Source organism: Acrocarpospora sp. B8E8 (genome assembly GCF_039871605.1).
GTDB lineage: Bacteria > Actinomycetota > Actinomycetes > Streptosporangiales > Streptosporangiaceae > Acrocarpospora > Acrocarpospora macrocephala.
The window spans coordinates 45070-60852 of record NZ_JBDPLV010000062.1 but is presented as its reverse complement, the minus strand read 5'-3'; the positions used below and the strand labels follow the sequence as shown (position 1 = coordinate 60852).

Annotated in this window: 14 protein-coding genes; 1 reads left to right on the top strand and 13 read right to left on the bottom strand. The window is 69.5% G+C overall.

Annotated features, from left to right (window positions below):
* Positions 1-42: 42 nt before the first annotated feature.
* The 3 genes from ABGB08_RS41430 to ABGB08_RS41420 are packed head-to-tail and all read right to left on the bottom strand — an operon-like array spanning position 43 to position 2610.
* A complete protein-coding gene (locus tag ABGB08_RS41430; protein ID WP_347602127.1) occupies positions 43-1032 on the bottom strand; it encodes a PrgI family protein in 990 nt (329 codons plus the stop codon).
* Positions 1029-2252: a hypothetical protein gene (locus tag ABGB08_RS41425; RefSeq protein WP_347602125.1), complete on the bottom strand. Its 1224-nt coding sequence runs from the start codon at positions 2250-2252 to the stop codon at positions 1029-1031. The genes ABGB08_RS41430 and ABGB08_RS41425 overlap by 4 nt, the downstream gene beginning before the upstream one ends.
* Positions 2253-2298: 46 nt before the next feature.
* Complete coding sequence (locus ABGB08_RS41420) at positions 2299-2610, bottom strand: hypothetical protein (protein WP_347602123.1); 312 nt, start codon at positions 2608-2610, stop codon at positions 2299-2301.
* A 490-nt stretch (positions 2611-3100) separates the two neighbouring features.
* On the opposite strand from ABGB08_RS41420, the gene ABGB08_RS41415 reads away from it, so the two are divergent.
* Positions 3101-3814 carry a hypothetical protein gene (locus ABGB08_RS41415; protein ID WP_347602121.1) on the top strand — a complete coding sequence of 238 codons (714 nt, stop codon included), beginning with the start codon at positions 3101-3103 and terminating at the stop codon, positions 3812-3814.
* A gap of 480 nt (positions 3815-4294) precedes the next feature.
* Here ABGB08_RS41415 and ABGB08_RS41410 read toward each other — a convergent pair whose 3' ends face one another.
* From ABGB08_RS41410 to ABGB08_RS41365, 10 genes are all read right to left on the bottom strand, one after another.
* Entirely contained in the window at positions 4295-6829 is a 2535-nt protein-coding gene (locus ABGB08_RS41410; RefSeq protein WP_347602119.1) for a BTAD domain-containing putative transcriptional regulator, read from the bottom strand.
* A gap of 111 nt (positions 6830-6940) precedes the next feature.
* The gene (locus ABGB08_RS41405) at positions 6941-7714 is read right to left on the bottom strand and encodes a hypothetical protein (protein ID WP_347602117.1); all 774 of its coding nucleotides are present in this window, start codon (positions 7712-7714) and stop codon (positions 6941-6943) included.
* 350 nt (positions 7715-8064) lie between these two features.
* On the bottom strand, positions 8065-9303 hold the full coding sequence (locus tag ABGB08_RS41400; protein ID WP_347602115.1) for a hypothetical protein: 1239 nt from the start codon (positions 9301-9303) through the stop codon (positions 8065-8067).
* On the bottom strand, positions 9282-10109 hold the full coding sequence (locus tag ABGB08_RS41395) for an NB-ARC domain-containing protein (RefSeq protein WP_347602113.1): 828 nt from the start codon (positions 10107-10109) through the stop codon (positions 9282-9284). The genes ABGB08_RS41400 and ABGB08_RS41395 overlap by 22 nt, the downstream gene beginning before the upstream one ends.
* Before the next feature lie 13 nt (positions 10110-10122).
* The gene (locus tag ABGB08_RS41390) at positions 10123-10755 is read right to left on the bottom strand and encodes a GntR family transcriptional regulator (RefSeq protein WP_347602111.1); all 633 of its coding nucleotides are present in this window, start codon (positions 10753-10755) and stop codon (positions 10123-10125) included.
* Positions 10756-10764: 9 nt separating this feature from the next.
* Positions 10765-10962, bottom strand: a complete 198-nt coding sequence (locus tag ABGB08_RS41385; RefSeq protein ID WP_347602109.1) for a hypothetical protein — start codon at positions 10960-10962, stop codon at positions 10765-10767.
* A 170-nt stretch (positions 10963-11132) separates the two neighbouring features.
* Complete coding sequence (locus ABGB08_RS41380; protein WP_347602107.1) at positions 11133-12086, bottom strand: hypothetical protein; 954 nt, start codon at positions 12084-12086, stop codon at positions 11133-11135.
* A 210-nt stretch (positions 12087-12296) separates the two neighbouring features.
* Positions 12297-13661, bottom strand: coding sequence for a pitrilysin family protein (locus ABGB08_RS41375; RefSeq protein WP_347602105.1), 1365 nt, complete (start codon positions 13659-13661; stop codon positions 12297-12299).
* 6 nt (positions 13662-13667) lie between these two features.
* Positions 13668-14993, bottom strand: a complete 1326-nt coding sequence (locus ABGB08_RS41370) for a pitrilysin family protein (protein WP_347602103.1) — start codon at positions 14991-14993, stop codon at positions 13668-13670.
* A 170-nt stretch (positions 14994-15163) separates the two neighbouring features.
* Positions 15164-15505: a hypothetical protein gene (locus ABGB08_RS41365; protein ID WP_347602101.1), complete on the bottom strand. Its 342-nt coding sequence runs from the start codon at positions 15503-15505 to the stop codon at positions 15164-15166.
* Positions 15506-15783: the final 278 nt, after the last annotated feature.

The window sequence follows — 15783 nt, the reverse complement described above, 5'->3', positions numbered from 1 at the left end:
CCCGAAGGAGAGCGGGCCAGAGGAGAAGGAGGGTCTGCCCGGTCACGGCTGCCACCGGCCGGTGATGACCTCATCGGGCCGGGCCTGGGCGCTCAGGCCGGGCGGGCAGCCCGGGTCGACCGCGCCGGCCAGGATCGCGGTGACCTCGCCCGCGGCCAGGACGCGAGCGTGGACCGCGGTGGCGGCCAGCGCCCGGCAGGCGTCCTCCCCGCGCCGCAGGGCACGCGCGGCGGCGCCGTCGATGTCGTGGCGGCCGGTCCCGTAGGTTTCGCGGATGACCAGTAACACCCGGCGGCGGAGTAGATCGCGGGAGGCGTCCAGGTGGGCCAGGAACGCGGCGTGGTCGAGGGCGGCCCGCTCCAGCGCCGGGTGCGGCAGCAGGGGCGCGTGACGGCGGAGCCGATCGATCGCGGGGGCGAGGTCGATCCGCTCGGCGGTGACGAGGAGCTGGACGGGGGCGGTGAAGGAGTTCAGCCAGCGGCCGTAGGCGGCGATCAGGGCGTGCTGTTCCTCGGGGGTGCGCAGGGCGAAACTGACGGTGGAGCAGGCCAGGATCACCGCGACCCCGTCCGCGCCGAGGTCGATCACCCCGTCGCTCCGTACGCTCCGGGCGGGCAGCCACAGCGCGGCCGGCCGGGGATGCGGCGGCGGTTGCGGCGGCGCGGGCGCGGCCCAGGCGGGGATGTTGGGGATGCCTTCGGGGGCGTAGACGAGCCGGTCCGGGCGGCGGGACTGCTGCCAGGCGGCCAGCAGCAGCCGGTCCAGGCCGACACCGTCGCGCTGCACCAGGGCCAGCGCGGCGGCGATCCCGGCGATCACGACGATGACCGCGCCCAGGACGCCGACCGGCAGCACCGGCCCGAGCAGGGTGTAGATGCTCCAGCCGAGGACCGCGGCGGTGGAGAGGATGGCCAGCTGGCGGGCGGTCAGGTTCGCGATCAGCCGGTCTTCGCGGTCGACGTCGGCGGGGATGGTCTCCCGCCGCGCGGGGCCCTGCATGCTGTGCCCGTCTTGCGGGTTGGGGGTGGTCATGGGTGCCTTCCTCTGCCGCCGGTGCGGACGGCGCTGGTGATGGCCTGCCGGTACAGGAAGTAGCGGGTGACCCGGACGATCGGGCTGCGCCGGGTGTTGGCGTGCATGACCTGGTTCATGATCCAGCCGGGGATGCGGATCAGGACGTAGAGCAGGCACAGGGTGATCAGCAGGTCCCAGCCCTGGGAATCGTCGGTGATCGGCCCGTCGGGGGTGAACATCACCTTGACCGCGGTGATGAACACCAGCGCCTGGGCGACCTGGATCAACAACACGCCCGACAGCAGCCGCCACCACAGGCGGGCCCACTCCTCGGTCTGCGGCAGCGCGTGACAGGCCAGCGCGAGCGGAGCCGCGGCGACCAGCAGGATCGTCACCATCAGGCGGACCACGTAGACGCCCGACAGGAGCAGGGCGAAGACGACGGCCACCAGGATCATCAGCAGCTGGAACACGCTGCCGGCGGCGAGGTTCTGGACCAGGCGGTCGCGCAGCATGCCGCTGGCCTGGTCGGCGGTGACGGTGTCCCCGAGCAGGGCGGCGGCCAGGGCGTTGGCGAACTCGATCGCCTTGCCCGCCGCGAGCGCGGAGAAGTTGGCGGCGATGATGCCGACCACCAGGCGGGGCGCGATGTCCTTGACCGTGTAGGAGGTCTGCAGCGTTTCGTGGCTCATCACGGTCAGCCCGCCCGCGATGACGAACAGGACGAAGAGGGTGTTGGCGATGACGGCGCTGGCGCTCCACATCTGCCGGACCCGGGGCAGCTGCTCCACCTGCGGGGTCACCAGCAGGGTGGTGCCGATCTGGTCGAAGATCGGGCCGATCGCCGCCGAGGCCAGGCCGCGGAACCAGATGGTGATCCCGTCGGAGGCGTGACAGCCCAGGTCCAACACCTCACATTTGGCGGGTGCGCCGGGTGCCGGTGAGGGCGAGGGTGTGGCCGCCGGGCGGGGCGATTGCGTCGGGCCGGGTGACTGCGGCACCCCGGTGGGAGTGGATGCGGTCGTGGCCGCCGGGGTCGGCGTGGGCGGCGTGGCCGATATCGCCGCATCCGCCGCTGCCGGGGCGGACGGCGGGACGGTTGGGCCGGCGGTCACCAGGACGGCCAGGAGGCTGGCGAGGGTCAGCGCGGCTGCCGTACCGAATCGGGCGCGGACCGTCCGCCTCCGCGCGCGGCGGCGGAAGGGAGCAGAGGCAGGTGCGCGTCCGGGCGTCGGCATCGGCTGCGCCGGTCGATGCTCACGAGGGCCGGAGCGGGTCATCGCGTCACACGCCGATGATCGAGCGGAGGATCTGTACCGCCAGCGGGGCGAGCGCGGCGATGCCGTACCCGATGGCGGCCGAGCGCAGGGCGTTCTTGCCCTTGGCCACCTCACCGGGATCGCCGCCGGCCAATAGCAGGCGCAGCCCGCCGATGGTGGCCATCAGCGTGGCGATCGCGACCAGCAGCCCGACCAGCCAGTTCCGCAGATTGTTGATCACCTGGGTGAGCGAGGTCGGCGCCGCCAGCGCCTCGGTCGCGCCCGCCGCCATCAGCAGGACCGTCGCGATCACGACGATGAGTGTTCTGCGGGTCACCCTGGCCACCTCCATCCACGTCGGGGATGCAGGCGGGGAAGGCGGGCCGCCCTTTGGGCGGGGCGGAGCCACCACCTCCCTCCGGATGGAGTGGGTCGGTCTCCGACATCCCGCGTCAGTGGCGTCGGTCAGTCAACCCGCCCACGAGCGGCCCGGCTCTTCCTCCGCCTGCACCTACAAAGACCGCGACGCGGGGGGAAAGGGGACAAACCTGGATCCAGGAGTGTTTCTGGGGCCGGATCGAGGTCGTGGCAGCAGAAACGGACGCACGCATACTTTGGTCCTCAAAGCAGACAGGCGGGAGGATGTCGACGGCGTGGTTCCGGTGCTGGACGCTCCCGAACTCAGGGACGGGTGCAGGCGTAGGAAACCTCGTTCTTCCCGGCCGAGGCGAGATCGACTCAGATGAGGTGTCTCTCGTGCTTTGGGGCCAATTTGGGATCAGGCCCACATCTCGTGAAAGTAACGGTCCTACCGTACCCTCTTGTCCGTGTCGGATCTTTTGGACTTGTGGCAGGCTTGGATGAGAGGAGATTCTATCGAGTCCCTCACACTATGGGGTCTAAAGGTGCTCTGGTGGGGACGAATCGGCAAGCTTGCTCAGTTCATCGGCGCCTTGACCGTGGTTCTGGACCTCATTGGTCCAGATCGACTTCGTGCGTGGGGTCTCACGCTTCACGCTCGCTCCGACTCGACAATCATGCAGCGGTTATCGAAGACGTTGAAGAGGACGTACGAGGTCATCGTCGCTGTCCTGCGATTCGCCATCTTGCCCGAACCAGGTGTGGGTACAACTGACGAGGACGAACGGCGTACTCGCGATGCCATCGAGCGCCTGAAGCGTGCGGGTGTTGGGCTGCCAACGATGGCGTTCGCCACCCTTACAGGGCTGCTCGTCATTGTCGGGGGGATTGCTCTTGCCAAGAACATCGGCCTTGACGCCTGGTTCTCAGACCACGTGTGGGCGAAGTGGTTGTTCTCCATCCTCTTCATCATTGTCTTGGCGGTACTCGGCCCGTTCGTAATCGCACTGTGGTACGGCATCATTCGCGGATCGTTGTTGAGCGCGGGTGTCGTGATCGACTATGCGCTAGTCCGGCCGGTCGCAGCCGCGCTGAATACCGCGCATCCTGGCGTATCGGTCAAGTGGCTCGGCGTCACACTACTCGTCGTCGGCTTCCATTTCGATCTTCTCGCCTCCTGATGAATTGTGCGCTGTCAGCAGGCGAGCGGCGATCTCCGGTTTTTCGACTGTTCCCCGGAGAGTCCTCGGATGGCGCCTCGGCTTCGACATTCAGCCGCCAGGAATCATCCACTTGTCCAGTCGCGGGTGTTCGATAAGCCCGAGCCGCCACTGATCGTCGATCCTGACAAACAGGCCGACGCGATCATACGTTCGGTGGCCACCAGGGTTACCTTCGCAATGGCTCCCATACGGTCGGTTGCAGAACGCGGACCTGATTGTGGAAGTTGAGTATCTCGGCGCGAGGTGGTGGTCCTAGGCGTGGTTCTTTGGATCCGGGTTCTGTTGGCGTCCAACCACCTGTGGCCTGGATGATGTGTCCGCCGCTTCGCCGGCAGCACGGTTCGATCCGTTCCCGCAGGCGGTCCACCGTGACCACAGAAGCCACCCACTCCTGACACGACGATCGATCAGACAGGCCGATCCCGCTTCACCAGGTGATCATTCTCTTCGTGGACTTTGAGGTTGATCGGGTGCGGGCCGAGTCTCTGTCGTGCGCAGGATCTGTTCGCTGTGTTCATCGGGTGCGGCGTCGATCTCGTGGAGGCGGGTTTCCAGCTGAGCGTAGGTCGCGCGCGCCGCGCCGGCTCGGCCTGATTTCACCTGGATCCGCATCGTCTGCTGGTAGAGCGCCTCGTTGTAGGGGTCGAGGGCGAGCGCGGGCGCCAGGATGCGCAGGGCGCGTTCGGGGTCGTGGTGGACCAGTTCCGCCGCGCGGGACATGGCTTCGACGGTTCGGCGCACCAGCTCGTCGCGGGGCTGGTCGGCCCATTCGTAGCGGCCATCGGCCAGCGGTCCGGCAGCCAGGGTGATGGCGCTCTGGAGATGGCGCATCCGCTCACCGGGATCGTGCGCATTCCGCGCTGCGGCGAGTGCCTGGTCGAACTGCCACAGGTCGACCTCGACAAGGTCGGGGTTGAGCCGGTAGCCGCCCTGGGTGGTGATGACGATGTCGTGGGCGAGGGCTGCGAGTTCGGTGCGCAGAACGCTGCGCAGTGAGGAGATCGCGTCGTAAAGCCGTTTGGCGGCCTGCTCGTGCGCGTCGTCGGGCCATAGGGCGGCGGTGATCTGCTCGGTGGTGGCGCCTTGGCGGTGGACGGCGAGGTAGGTGAGGACTTCGTGGGTGCTGCGCCGTTTGGAGCGCACGTCGCTGGAGCCGATCTGGAGGCGTACCTGACCGAGCACCCGAAGGCGCGCCTTGGACGGTGCGACCGGGATGACTGCCTGCGCTGTGGGGGGCGGGTGCCGGAATGATGGGGGTGGCTTGGGCCGGTCCCTGGCGGCGTTCAGGACCTGGAGAACGTCGGCGGTTTCGGCGGGATCAAGCCCGAACAGATGGTTTCCGACCAGGTGGGCCAGGGCCAGGCTGGTGGTGTCGATGACGCGGGCGGAGGCATCGAGGGTGCAGGTGGCGCCGCTCGGCCAGGGGCCGAGCAGGACGCCGGCCACATCCAGGCGGCGACCCTGGTCGAGGATGGGGTGCAGGACCGGGGTGTGGTCGTCTCCGGGGGCGGCGACCAGGACGACCAGAGGAAGCGGATCATCGGGGTGCGCCGCCCGGTAGGCGGCCAGATCCTCCTGCGATGTCTGCGATGTCTGCGATGTCTGCGCGGCCAGCCGGGTCCGCTGCATCACGTCGAGTTCCAGGCGGTGGAGAGCCTCCTCCAGCGTCGCGGTGACGACCAGGCCGGGAATGCCGGTCGCGGGCGAAACCGGCTGGCCGAGCACCTGGGCGGCGACGTCGCGGGGAATGACCACCTCGGCGTGTCCCCGCTCACCGTGCTGGGACAGCAGGGTGAGCACCAGGGCGCGCACGGCGTGCGCCGCGCCCGGTCCGGTGAGTCCGATCCCCGGGACCGCGACCACGTCCACCGCGATCTCGGCCCTGCGGTCGGGGGTGACCGCGAGCGGCAGGGAGGAGTACGGCCGTCGGCGGGAGGCGACCGGTGTGCTCGCCTCTGACGACGCGGGCCGTGGGCCGGCGGCGGTGGAGGTGGGCGGCGCCTGCTGGGCAGCTTGGAGGTGGGCTGCGCGGAGCAGCCTGGCCGCGCGTCCCAGCGGGACGGCTGCGTGCGGCGGCCGATCCTGGCGGCGGGCACGGAGCCGGGCGGTGAGGATGGCGGCGCTCACGCCGGCCGCGAAGGACAGGCCCACCACCAGGCCAGAAGGCAGCTCTACGGTGACGGGTCGCGGGTGGGCCTCCGGCGGCCTTGCCGCGGAGGGCGCCGGGGATGGGGATGAGCTGGGTTCAGGACTGGCGGACGGGCGTGAGCTGGGTTCTGTCGACTCCTTCGGCTTCGGGTGGGTGATCGCGTCGTCCGGGAGCAGCAGGCGCCAGCCGGGACGGATGAGATCCGGGTCCTCCAGTTGGCCGCCGCCGCGCTGGAGGTGCCCGTGGTTGAGGGTGAAGATCTCGCGATGGCGCAGCGGATCGCCGAGACGGCGCGCGGCGATCTCCCACAGGGTGTCGCCGGGCTGGACCACATAGGTCTTCTCCACGGCCTTGCCCGGGTGCGCGGTCTGGGCGGGCGGTGCCGCGGGCAGGTCGGCGAGCGCGGAGGTGGCCGTGCTCGCGTGGACCAGGTCCCCGCTCTGCGGTGCCGCCGCCAGGAGCGCGATCGTCGCGACGAGGTGGGCGGCCAGGCGGCCGAAGGGAGAGCGCCCGCGGCCCGGCCGGCCCGGTCGGCGGAATGCCCGGGTCGCCATCTCGGCCACCGACGACCAGGCGAACATGAGCCAGCTGATCCATCCGGCCAGTTCCAGCGCCGAGGTCAGCCAACGCGCGTCGTAGGGGCGTGACAGGGCTACCAGCAGCTCCTGCCCGCTGGGCAGGCGCGCGGGTAGCGGGGAGCCGTACATGGCCAGCAGCAGGGCCGGTATTCCGGCGAGCAGGGCGGCCAGCGTCCCCGCGGCGAGGACGGCCGCGATGATCTGCCTGGCGCGGTCGGCCGCTCTGGTGTCGGAGGGTGCTCTCACCGGGCCGCCCCGGCGTGCCTGAGGGGGAACGGCGGGTGGTGGAGGATCGGCCGCGTCTGCGGCCGGCTCACGAAAGACCGGCTCGCCGATCGTGGGGCGCGCATGGTGCGGTCAGCCGAGCCGGCGCAGGACGCGGGTCAGCCGGGGGAAGTTCTGGGCGGAGCGGTGGGCGGCGGAGGGGTCGAAGGTGCCGTCCTTCACGGTCAGCCAGAGGATGAGGTTACCGCGCTGGGCCAGCAGCTGGCTGGTGACGGTGAGCAGGAGGTCGCCGGTGGTGGTGCTCACCTCGGTCCGCCAGCCGTTCCAGCCACGGTGGGTATAGGCGCGGCTGATGGAGGTCTGCGTGACGTGGATGCCGTCCATCGGCTGCACGTGCGTGGCCGAGTACCGGCAGGAGCCGGCCTGCCGCTCCAACCGGGTCATCACCGATTCGGCCGCGGCGGTAGTGGGGAACACCCAGCCGGACTGGCTGAGACGGTGGGTCTGCGTGGAGATCACCCGCCAGGCCACCGCGTACCGTTTGCTGACGGTGACCTGTGCCGTGCGTCCCTCTTTCGGGGGAAGGCATGCCGGGATGGTCGTGGTCTGGCCGCGGGCGCCGTCGGTGGTCAAACCGAGGGGCATGCCGGCGCCGGCGGGGGTGAGGAACGCCTGCTCGACCTCATCGTGGGTACGGCGCCGGCCGGGCACGGCCGATGCCGCTGTCGTCGCGGTCGATAACGAGGCCGGTGGACGCCCGCTCGTCGCTGACGCGGGTGAAGCGGCGCGCTGTTGAGGGACGGCGATGGTGTCCTGGGCGGGGTCGGTCATCGAACCACAGGCGATGGCGCAGAAGGCGAGCGCCAGGATTGGAGTGATCGTCGAGGGTCTGGTTGCTGTTGCCATGGCTGAGGCACCCTTTGCGTGGGGACGCTGTGTGGGTGCCAGTCATGCAGCCGACCGTTGCGCTGCCCGTGACACGTCTTCGATCGCGAGGTTCACCCCAAGCGCCGCGATTTCACACCCGAGGACACCGGCCTGTCCAATCGGAGGGCGCTGCTGGCCGAACCGCCCTGACCAGGACCGCCACCTTTCGGCGCAATCGCGCCCTGCCCGTCTGGAAGATCGCAACCTGTTGAGGCCCGTGAGGGTGGCCCGCGATACCTTCGCACCGAATCCTCACCTGCTGGCTTGAAGGGAAGATTTGGTCGCTGCCGGCGCCTGCTCGCAGACCCTGATGGCCGGTGTTGTGCGCCCTATGACTCGGCCGTCAGGGACACCTCGATATCGGCTATCAGTCGGCTCAGCCGATCGAGGGGTTCGGTGCCCATCTGGGCGAGCACGGTGCTGGCCTGCTTGGTATAGCCAAGGGCCTCCTTCATTCGTCCGGCGTGCATGGCGATTTCCCCCAGCGATTGCAGGGCGAGCGCCTCGCCTGAGGCGGAGCCGAACTCGCGCATGGTCCGCAGTCCCGCGGCGACCACCTCGTCCCGCAGTTGGGCGTGCCCCAGGAGAATCCGCGCACGCGTCAGGTTGTACAGGTCGTCGGTGTCGGCGAGCAGGTCCTGCGCCTGGGTGAGGTACGGGATGGCCTCCCCCCACCTGCCATCCTCGATCATCGCCCGGCCGAGGTCGGCCAGCCCCAGAGCCTGCGACCGCGATTCGCCCGCCTCGCGGTAGACCTCGATCGCGGTGGTGAACAGCCCGATCGCGGCCGACGGGTAGCCTTGCGCCATCGCCACCTGCCCAAGCCGACGGTGGCTCCCCGCGACCCGGCGCCGGTTGCCCAGGGCACGCCAGATCGTCAGCGCCTCCTGGAAGGCGGCGTTGGCCTCCTCGAACCGGCGTAGGTAACGCCACGACAGGCCGGTCCGATCCAGCATCTGGGCCTCGGCCGCTCGGTCTCCGCACGCTCGCGCGGCTTCCAGGCCGAGTTGGTCAACCTCCAGGCGTTCCGCGTGCAAGCCGCGGTGCAGGAACAGCGGCCACATCGCGTCCACCAAGTTCCACGCGGTCTCATGCAGCCCGGCCGTATGCGCGGCTTGGGCGGCGGCGCGCAGATTGCGGAACTCGGCCTCCATCCAATCCAGCGCCTGCGCCTTGTCCCCGAACTCCAGGCCCCCCTCCTGGACGGGGATCTGCCGGTACGGCGTGACCGCATGGCTGGCCCGCCGGGCCGACTCCAGCCACCAGCCCACCCAACGGCGGACGGTCTCCTGCCGCGCCTGCTCGGACTCCTCCTCCTGCGCCATCTCCCGGGCATGCAGGCCCACCAGGCTGGCGAAGCGGTAGCCGTCGAAGGCGTCGTCGAGCAGGCTCGCCTCGGCCAGGACGTTCAGCAGCCGACGCGTCTCCTCCATCGGCGTCTCGGTCGCGGCGGCCACCGCCGGGGCGGGGAAGCTCTCGCCGGGGACCACGCCGAGCAGCCGGTACAGTCGGGCGGCGTCATCCGCTAGCTGCAGATATGACGCGGCTAGGGCGGGTCGAATCGACATGTCGTCCTCCACGGACAATTCGGAAAGCCGTCGCGCTTCGTGCGCGAGGGCGAAGACCATCTCGGCCAAGGGCCATCCCGGGCGGCGGCGATGGACAGGGCGAGGGGGTTACACCTGCACAGCTTCACGAGCTCGGCGGCGGCGGCCAGTTCCTGGCCGACCCGGTCCTCGCCCACTCGTGCTTGCAGCAAGTCCATGGCCGCTGCGGAGTCCAGCGGGGACACCTGGACTCTGTGGCCACCGTCGAGGACGAGCCCGGCCAGCCGACGTCGGCTCGTCACCAGCACCACTCCGTCGCCGGACGCGGGCAGCAGCGGACGCACCTGTGCGGCCGAGATCGCGTCATCCAGCACCACCACGACCCGCCGCTCGGTCACCAGCGACTGGTAGAGCGCGGCGCGTTCGGCCAGTCCGCCAGGAATCCGGTCCCCCGGGATGCCGAACGAGCGGATGAACCAGCGCAGAACCTCAACCGTTTCCGCGGGAGCGCCGAGGGCGTGACCACGTAGATTCGCGTACAGCTGCCCGTCCGGGAAATGCGCGCGATTCCGATGCGCCCAGTTCAGGCTGAGGGCCGTTTTCCCGATCCCGGGCGGGCCGCTCACCACCACCACGACGGGGGAGCCGGCACGGTTGGAGACGGCGCGCAAACGGTTGAGAAGAACCAACGTGTCGTGGCGGTTGACCAGCGCGCCGACCGCCGGTAGCTGCCGGGGCACCGGCTGCGGCGTGGGCGCCTGGTGAACGTGCACGCCGCCGCCGACGTCCCGGGCCTGGACGACAGCGCCGTGAACGGTGCCATCCAAATTGTTGCGATGCTCAGTCAAGGCGGACCTGGCCTTTGTCCGGCCAGGGCTCGGGCCCCTGGGACGACTCCTTTCCCGGCTGCCACACCCAGCGGCGATCACCGGCCGGACTCCGCCGCCACCGGTTGCCGTTCCCCACCTCTTTTGGCCGGGCCAGCTCGCGCAGCAACGCCTCCCACTGCTCTTGCCCAGGCCGGTCGCTTTCTGGCACGACGGCGAGTCTTTTCGGCCGGGCAAGGCGAACCCACCCGGCCTCACGCAGGACCCTGCTCGCCTTGACCACCGTCGTACGGCAGGTGCCAAACTCGGCCTGAAGCTCTTTGCTCATGGGAAGAAGCACCGGGTAGGAGCCCTTCTGCACCCTCAGCGCCACCTCATGGGCGATCCGCACATACAGCGGCGTCGAATCATCGGGCCACGGCAGCTCATCTCCCAAGACGTAATGGCCCCTGCCCCTCACCTTGTAGGCGAGCCTGCGGCGGCACAGCTCCTTGAGAACCCTCACCGCCGTACTCACCGAAATCCCGTAATCCTGGCTCAACTGAGAACAGCTCGGCAGCCGGTCACCCGCCGCCCATTCCCCGCTCCTGATCGCGCCCGCTAAGAGGTCCGCGATCGGCACGTATTTGCTTGGCCTTCCGAGCATCCTTGATGATCATCCCCGCTCGATCTCAGACGGCCGCGGGTCCGGGTCAAACCCCAACGAGACGCAGGCGACGAGCAGAACCGCGCGGGTAATGGAGACAGCGAGACCGCCCCGAAATCCGCCCTTCACCACCGCCGCCATCAGCCAGGCCGCGACGGACGCCAGCCACATCACGCAAACCCCGACGATCAAAATGTTCGCACGCACAGAAAAGAACTCCCTCTCATGCATGTGCTTCGGAGCCGGCGACGACTGCCTGCTTTCGTCGCGGCCTTGACGAGAATTGAAAAGAGGCGGCGAGGTCCCCCGATACCCCTCGCCGCCCGCACTGCAAGCCCTACCGCCAGAAAGGCGGACTCAAGGCGGACTTCCCCGCCTCACCTGCGGACGAGGGCACGGGCGACCAGCGACCGCATCCAGGACGGAGGATGGGTGGGAGCCAACGCTTCGGTCAGGAGATGACCCAGGCGCGGTAGGAGCGGGGTCGCTCGCAGTGCGGCTGCCTTCCACGCCAACGCTCGGCATATCGCATCGGCACCCGCGGCCCGGCCCGCGCTGGTGTCGCAGATCACCTCGTGAATCCAGGCAATGGCGGCCAGCGCCAGCCACAGCATGATCGCCGACGGCCACCCGAAGGTCAGATAGCCGACTGCGAACCAGCCCGCGATTCCCAGAGCGACCTGCATGACGCCGTACCCGCGCATGACGCCCGTGTGGTGCCGCATCTCATGCCATACCACACCCTCGAACGCCTGCCTCGACATGTGAAACGCACGTCGGCCGACGACGACTACGCAGTGCCCGGCAGCGACACGGACCATCCCGATGTAGGTGCACGGCAGGTGATCGCAGCTGCCGTCCTCGACGCTGGCTGGGCACGGCAGCAGATAGGGGTGAATTCCCGAGACCGCGGGATAGCGGGCCCGCTTGCGGGAGATCGCCTGAGCGAGCACCTCTCTATGGCCGACCGGCACCTGGTGGGCTCCCTCGTTCCAGTAGGGATCAGCCGTGCTCCAGTCGACATCGCGCATCTGACGGGATGACCCGCGACACACCAGCATCATGGCCGCCGCCGTCACGGCCGCGCACACGGCCACCGCCACCGGCAGCGGCGCCGGCGCGACAAGCCGGGCGCCAACACCTAAGCCGATGAAGATGGCGGGAATCACCAGACTCCGGAGCGGCTTCGCCCACCAGGGCAACCTGGACAGGGGCGCGAGGAGTCTGGCCGCGGATTCCTCGAAGGATCTGGTCGCGGCCCGCGCCCTGTCACGGCCAGCGGGGCCCTCCGTGGCGGGCGTGGCGCGGTCGGTCTCGTCTATCTTGTCCATCCTGGTCCCTTTCATTGGGGTCGATCCCTTTTCGCGTTAGTGGGAGCGGTCTGCGGCCCTCGAAGCGACCGGCCAGCCGTGAGCATCAGGAAGGGGACGGAACAACGGCGCCCGCGGCGTGATCCAACACAGCTCGACGACCGCGCCGGTCACGGGCGTGCTTTTGGGCAGAAATGCTGCTCTCCAGCACGCCGAAGCAGATCCCGGCGGTCAGGAAGACTCCACCCGCAGCGGGCCGACCAACTCGTGGTCGACGAGCTCGTCGAACAGGATGTCGGCGTCGCCGACGACGACAAGAGCGGCCAGACGGCTGGGATCCAGGTGGGCCCGGTAGGCGGCCTGGATGTCCGCCGTGGTCGTGTCAGCGGCGGCCGCGGCGTCATCGCCGAAGGTCCCGGGAGACAGACCGTAGGCGGCGTGCTGAGAGCTGCGGTCGGCGACCTGCGCGGCGGTCTCATGGCCCAGCCGCGTACTGGCAGCGGCCATGGCCCGGACCTGGCGGGTTTCGGCGTCGGTGAAACCAGCCGTGGACGCGTCCAGGAGGATGTCCCGCACGCTTTGCAGGACGTCGACCGTCTTGTCGACGGCGACCGCACCGGAGACAGTGAAGATCCCGGCGTCGGCCAGCAGCGGCTCGGGTGTGGCCCGCAGACCATAGGTGACGCCCTGGGTTTCGCGGATCCGGGCGTCCAGCCGCCCGGTCGCCGGGACGCCCATGATGCCCGCGGCCAGCCTCACCGCCGGCCAGTCTGGGTGAGCGATGCCGATGGTCGGCTGCGCCAGCAGCAGGTATGCCTGCGGCATGCCCGCCCGGTGCAAAAGCACCCGGCCCGGGGTTTCCAGCGGGCGAGGCGGCCCCGAGCGGTAATCGGCCCGTACGGCGGTGGCGGTCCAGTCGCCGAACGCCTCGGCCACCAGCTGCCGCACCGTCGCCGGCACCACATCTCCCGCGACCACGACCGTGACCCGGCGGGGGGTCAGGTGCGTGCCGTGGAAGGCCGAGACGATATGGGGGATCTTCATCAGCCGCTCCAGCGACGTCCGGGATCCGGCGGCGGGCCGGGAGATGCGCTCGTGCTGCCCGTACAGGAGGCTGAACATCATGCGGTGTGCTCTGCCGGCGGGCGAGTCATCCTCGCGGCTGGCCTCCCCGATGGCGATCTGGATCTGCCGGGTGACCTCGGTGAGAGCGAATCGCGGGTGGATGAGAGCCGAAGCCAGCAGCTCCAGCGCCGGGCCTAGCCGGTATGCGGGCACGTCACAGACCAGGCGCGGGCCGGTGTGGTCGACCGTGGTGGCGACGGTCGCGCCGAGCTCGGCGACCGCGTCGGCGAACTCGGTCGCGCCCAGGTCGCCGCTGCCCTGCAGCAGGCAGGCTGCCATCACGGCGGCGATGCCGTCCAGATCGGTTGTCTCGGCGGAGACGGGAATGCCCAGGTTGAGGACGACACGTGCCATGGACTGTCCAGGCAGGGGGTGCACGATCACACTCAACCCGTTGTCCAGGACGTGCTGCTGGCCGGGCGCCGGCCGCCACGGCGGGGCCGGTAACACCTGGGGGGCGGTGAGCGTCATGGGGGGCTATTCCTCGATGTCGGAGGTGTCGGAGCTGGTGTGGAAGGCGATGACGGCGGCGTGCTCGGAGGCCAGCCAGTCATCGGCCGCCCGATGCACCCGCTCGGGGGCGACGGCGTTGAAGCGGTCCACCTGGTGACCGGCCATGTCGGCGAGCAGCTCGTCGAGCGCGTCGCTGCCGGCCTGGCCGAAGGACTGGCCGACGTTGGCCAGCTGCTGGGCACGGTCGAGGTGGCTGGACTCCGTGGACAGGGTCTCGGCTTCGGTGAGCGCCTTGGCCCGCGCGACTTCGGCGTCGGTGAAACCCTGGGCGGCGACGCGGTCGAGCTGCTCGGCCAGCATGTCGCACACGGGATCCGGGGACAGGCCGGGAACCACATCCACGGTGATCCATCCGATCGAGGCGCCGCCCATGTGCGGGGCGACCCGCTGCGTGACGCCGGTGGCCAGCTGCGCCGAACGCACCAGCGTGTTGTACAGGCGACTGGTCGGGCCCTCAGCCAGCGCATGCATCGCCAGCGCGGCCGCGAGAATCTCGGCGTGCGCGTCCAGGCTGTTGACCGGCAGACGGAACCCAGCCACCACCCGCGAGCAGTCCGCCTCCTCGGGAACCTCCACCCGCCGCGGGCTGTCCAGCGCCCGCAGCCGCTCATGCACCACGGCGTGAGGCGGTTTGGCCGCGGGCAGTGCGCCGAGGTAGCGGTCGGCCAGCTCCAGCGCTTTGCCGGCGGTGATGTCACCGACGATGGCCAGCGTCATGTTGGCCGGGACGTAGCGGGCGGTCAGGAAGTCGACGACATCCTGCAGGGTGATGGCCGCCAGATCGGCAGCCGACCCAATGGAGTGATGGTGGTAGGGGTGACCGGCGGGGAACAGCTGCGCCAGCAGCCGGGCCTGCGTGCTGCCGTAGGGCTGGCTGTCGAATACCTGGAACTTCTCCTGGCCGATGATCGCCCGCTGGATGTGCAGGGTGTTCTGGTCGACCTGGGCGAGGGAGGCCCCGAGCCGATCGGCCAGCGCCCACAGCCCCAGCTCCACCGAGCCCGGCTCAGCGACCTGAAACCACATGGTGGCGTCGTTGCCGGTCCCGGCGTTGACCATCACGCCGTTTCCGTGCATCAGCTGGAGATACCCGCCGGGCCCCAGGGCGGCCGACGTGCCGGCCATGCGCACGTGCTCGGCCATGTGGGCCAAGCCGTGCCGGCCGGGCAGGTCGTGGCTGGAGCCGGCGCCCACCATGAGGCAGACTGCCACGGTCGGTATGGTTTGGGCGGAGCTGATGATTGTCCGTAATCCGTTGCCGAGCACATGCTGCTCGGCGGTATGACTCATCGGGGACACGACGTCCTATCTTCTGATCTTTGGTTGATGGGCGGAATTCACCGGCCGGAATGCCGGGGTGGGCCCGGGGCGGGAAGGGTCCCCGCCCCGGGCAAATGGGTGGCCCCTACCGCAAGAGTCCTGGTGTAGCGGTAGAAGCCACGATCACGCGGCCAGGAGCCTCAGTCTGTGTAGGCGGCCGAGGTGGCGACCAGGCGCCCTTGCTTCTGTAACGCCGCCTCCTGGGCTTCGGCCCCTGCCTTGGCTGAGGACGCCCAGACGTACTTCAGCCTGGCTTTCAGGGCGATGACACGAGCCCACACCCACATCGCGAACGTGACCGCCAATACCGGCCAGACCAGGCTGTACTGGAAGAGCGCCTTGGCCAGGGCCCATCCGTGAAGCTCGCCCCCAGCGAAGCGGAAGACGATGCGCTGGAGCAGAGCCGGTCTAACCAGCCGCATCAGCATGAGCCCCACCAGGAAGCCCAGCGCGATTTCCCCGTACACGATGATCGCAGTCACCGTTGTCCCTTCTGTTGTAGGAAGGACCAGCAGCGCCGGTCCTGTTGGTATCTCGACGGGCCATGACGTGCCACGGCCGTCGAGAAGTCGGGCGATACCGTGTGCCAGCGGACGGCGCGCATAGAGCTGGAACCTCCTGCGGCATCACAGTTCTGTCCTCCGATCGGGGGCATGACGACATCGCCCCTGGTGCTTGACGCTGGGGCGGCAGTCCCTTCTTAGGGGGCGAACCTCTACCGTGCGGGGGCCGCGCGCGCTTGTGGCCCCGCACGGGTCAG

Coding starts and splice junctions, on each gene's coding strand:
- ABGB08_RS41430 (WP_347602127.1), bottom strand. CDS start 1,032: ATGACCACCCCCAACCCGCAAGACGGGCACAGCATGCAGGGCCCCGCG.
- ABGB08_RS41425 (WP_347602125.1), bottom strand. CDS start 2,252: ATGCCGACGCCCGGACGCGCACCTGCCTCTGCTCCCTTCCGCCGCCGC.
- ABGB08_RS41405 (WP_347602117.1), bottom strand. CDS start 7,714: ATGGCAACAGCAACCAGACCCTCGACGATCACTCCAATCCTGGCGCTC.
- ABGB08_RS41400 (WP_347602115.1), bottom strand. CDS start 9,303: ATGTCGATTCGACCCGCCCTAGCCGCGTCATATCTGCAGCTAGCGGAT.
- ABGB08_RS41390 (WP_347602111.1), bottom strand. CDS start 10,755: ATGCTCGGAAGGCCAAGCAAATACGTGCCGATCGCGGACCTCTTAGCG.
- ABGB08_RS41380 (WP_347602107.1), bottom strand. CDS start 12,086: ATGGACAAGATAGACGAGACCGACCGCGCCACGCCCGCCACGGAGGGC.
- ABGB08_RS41375 (WP_347602105.1), bottom strand. CDS start 13,661: ATGACGCTCACCGCCCCCCAGGTGTTACCGGCCCCGCCGTGGCGGCCG.
- ABGB08_RS41370 (WP_347602103.1), bottom strand. CDS start 14,993: ATGAGTCATACCGCCGAGCAGCATGTGCTCGGCAACGGATTACGGACA.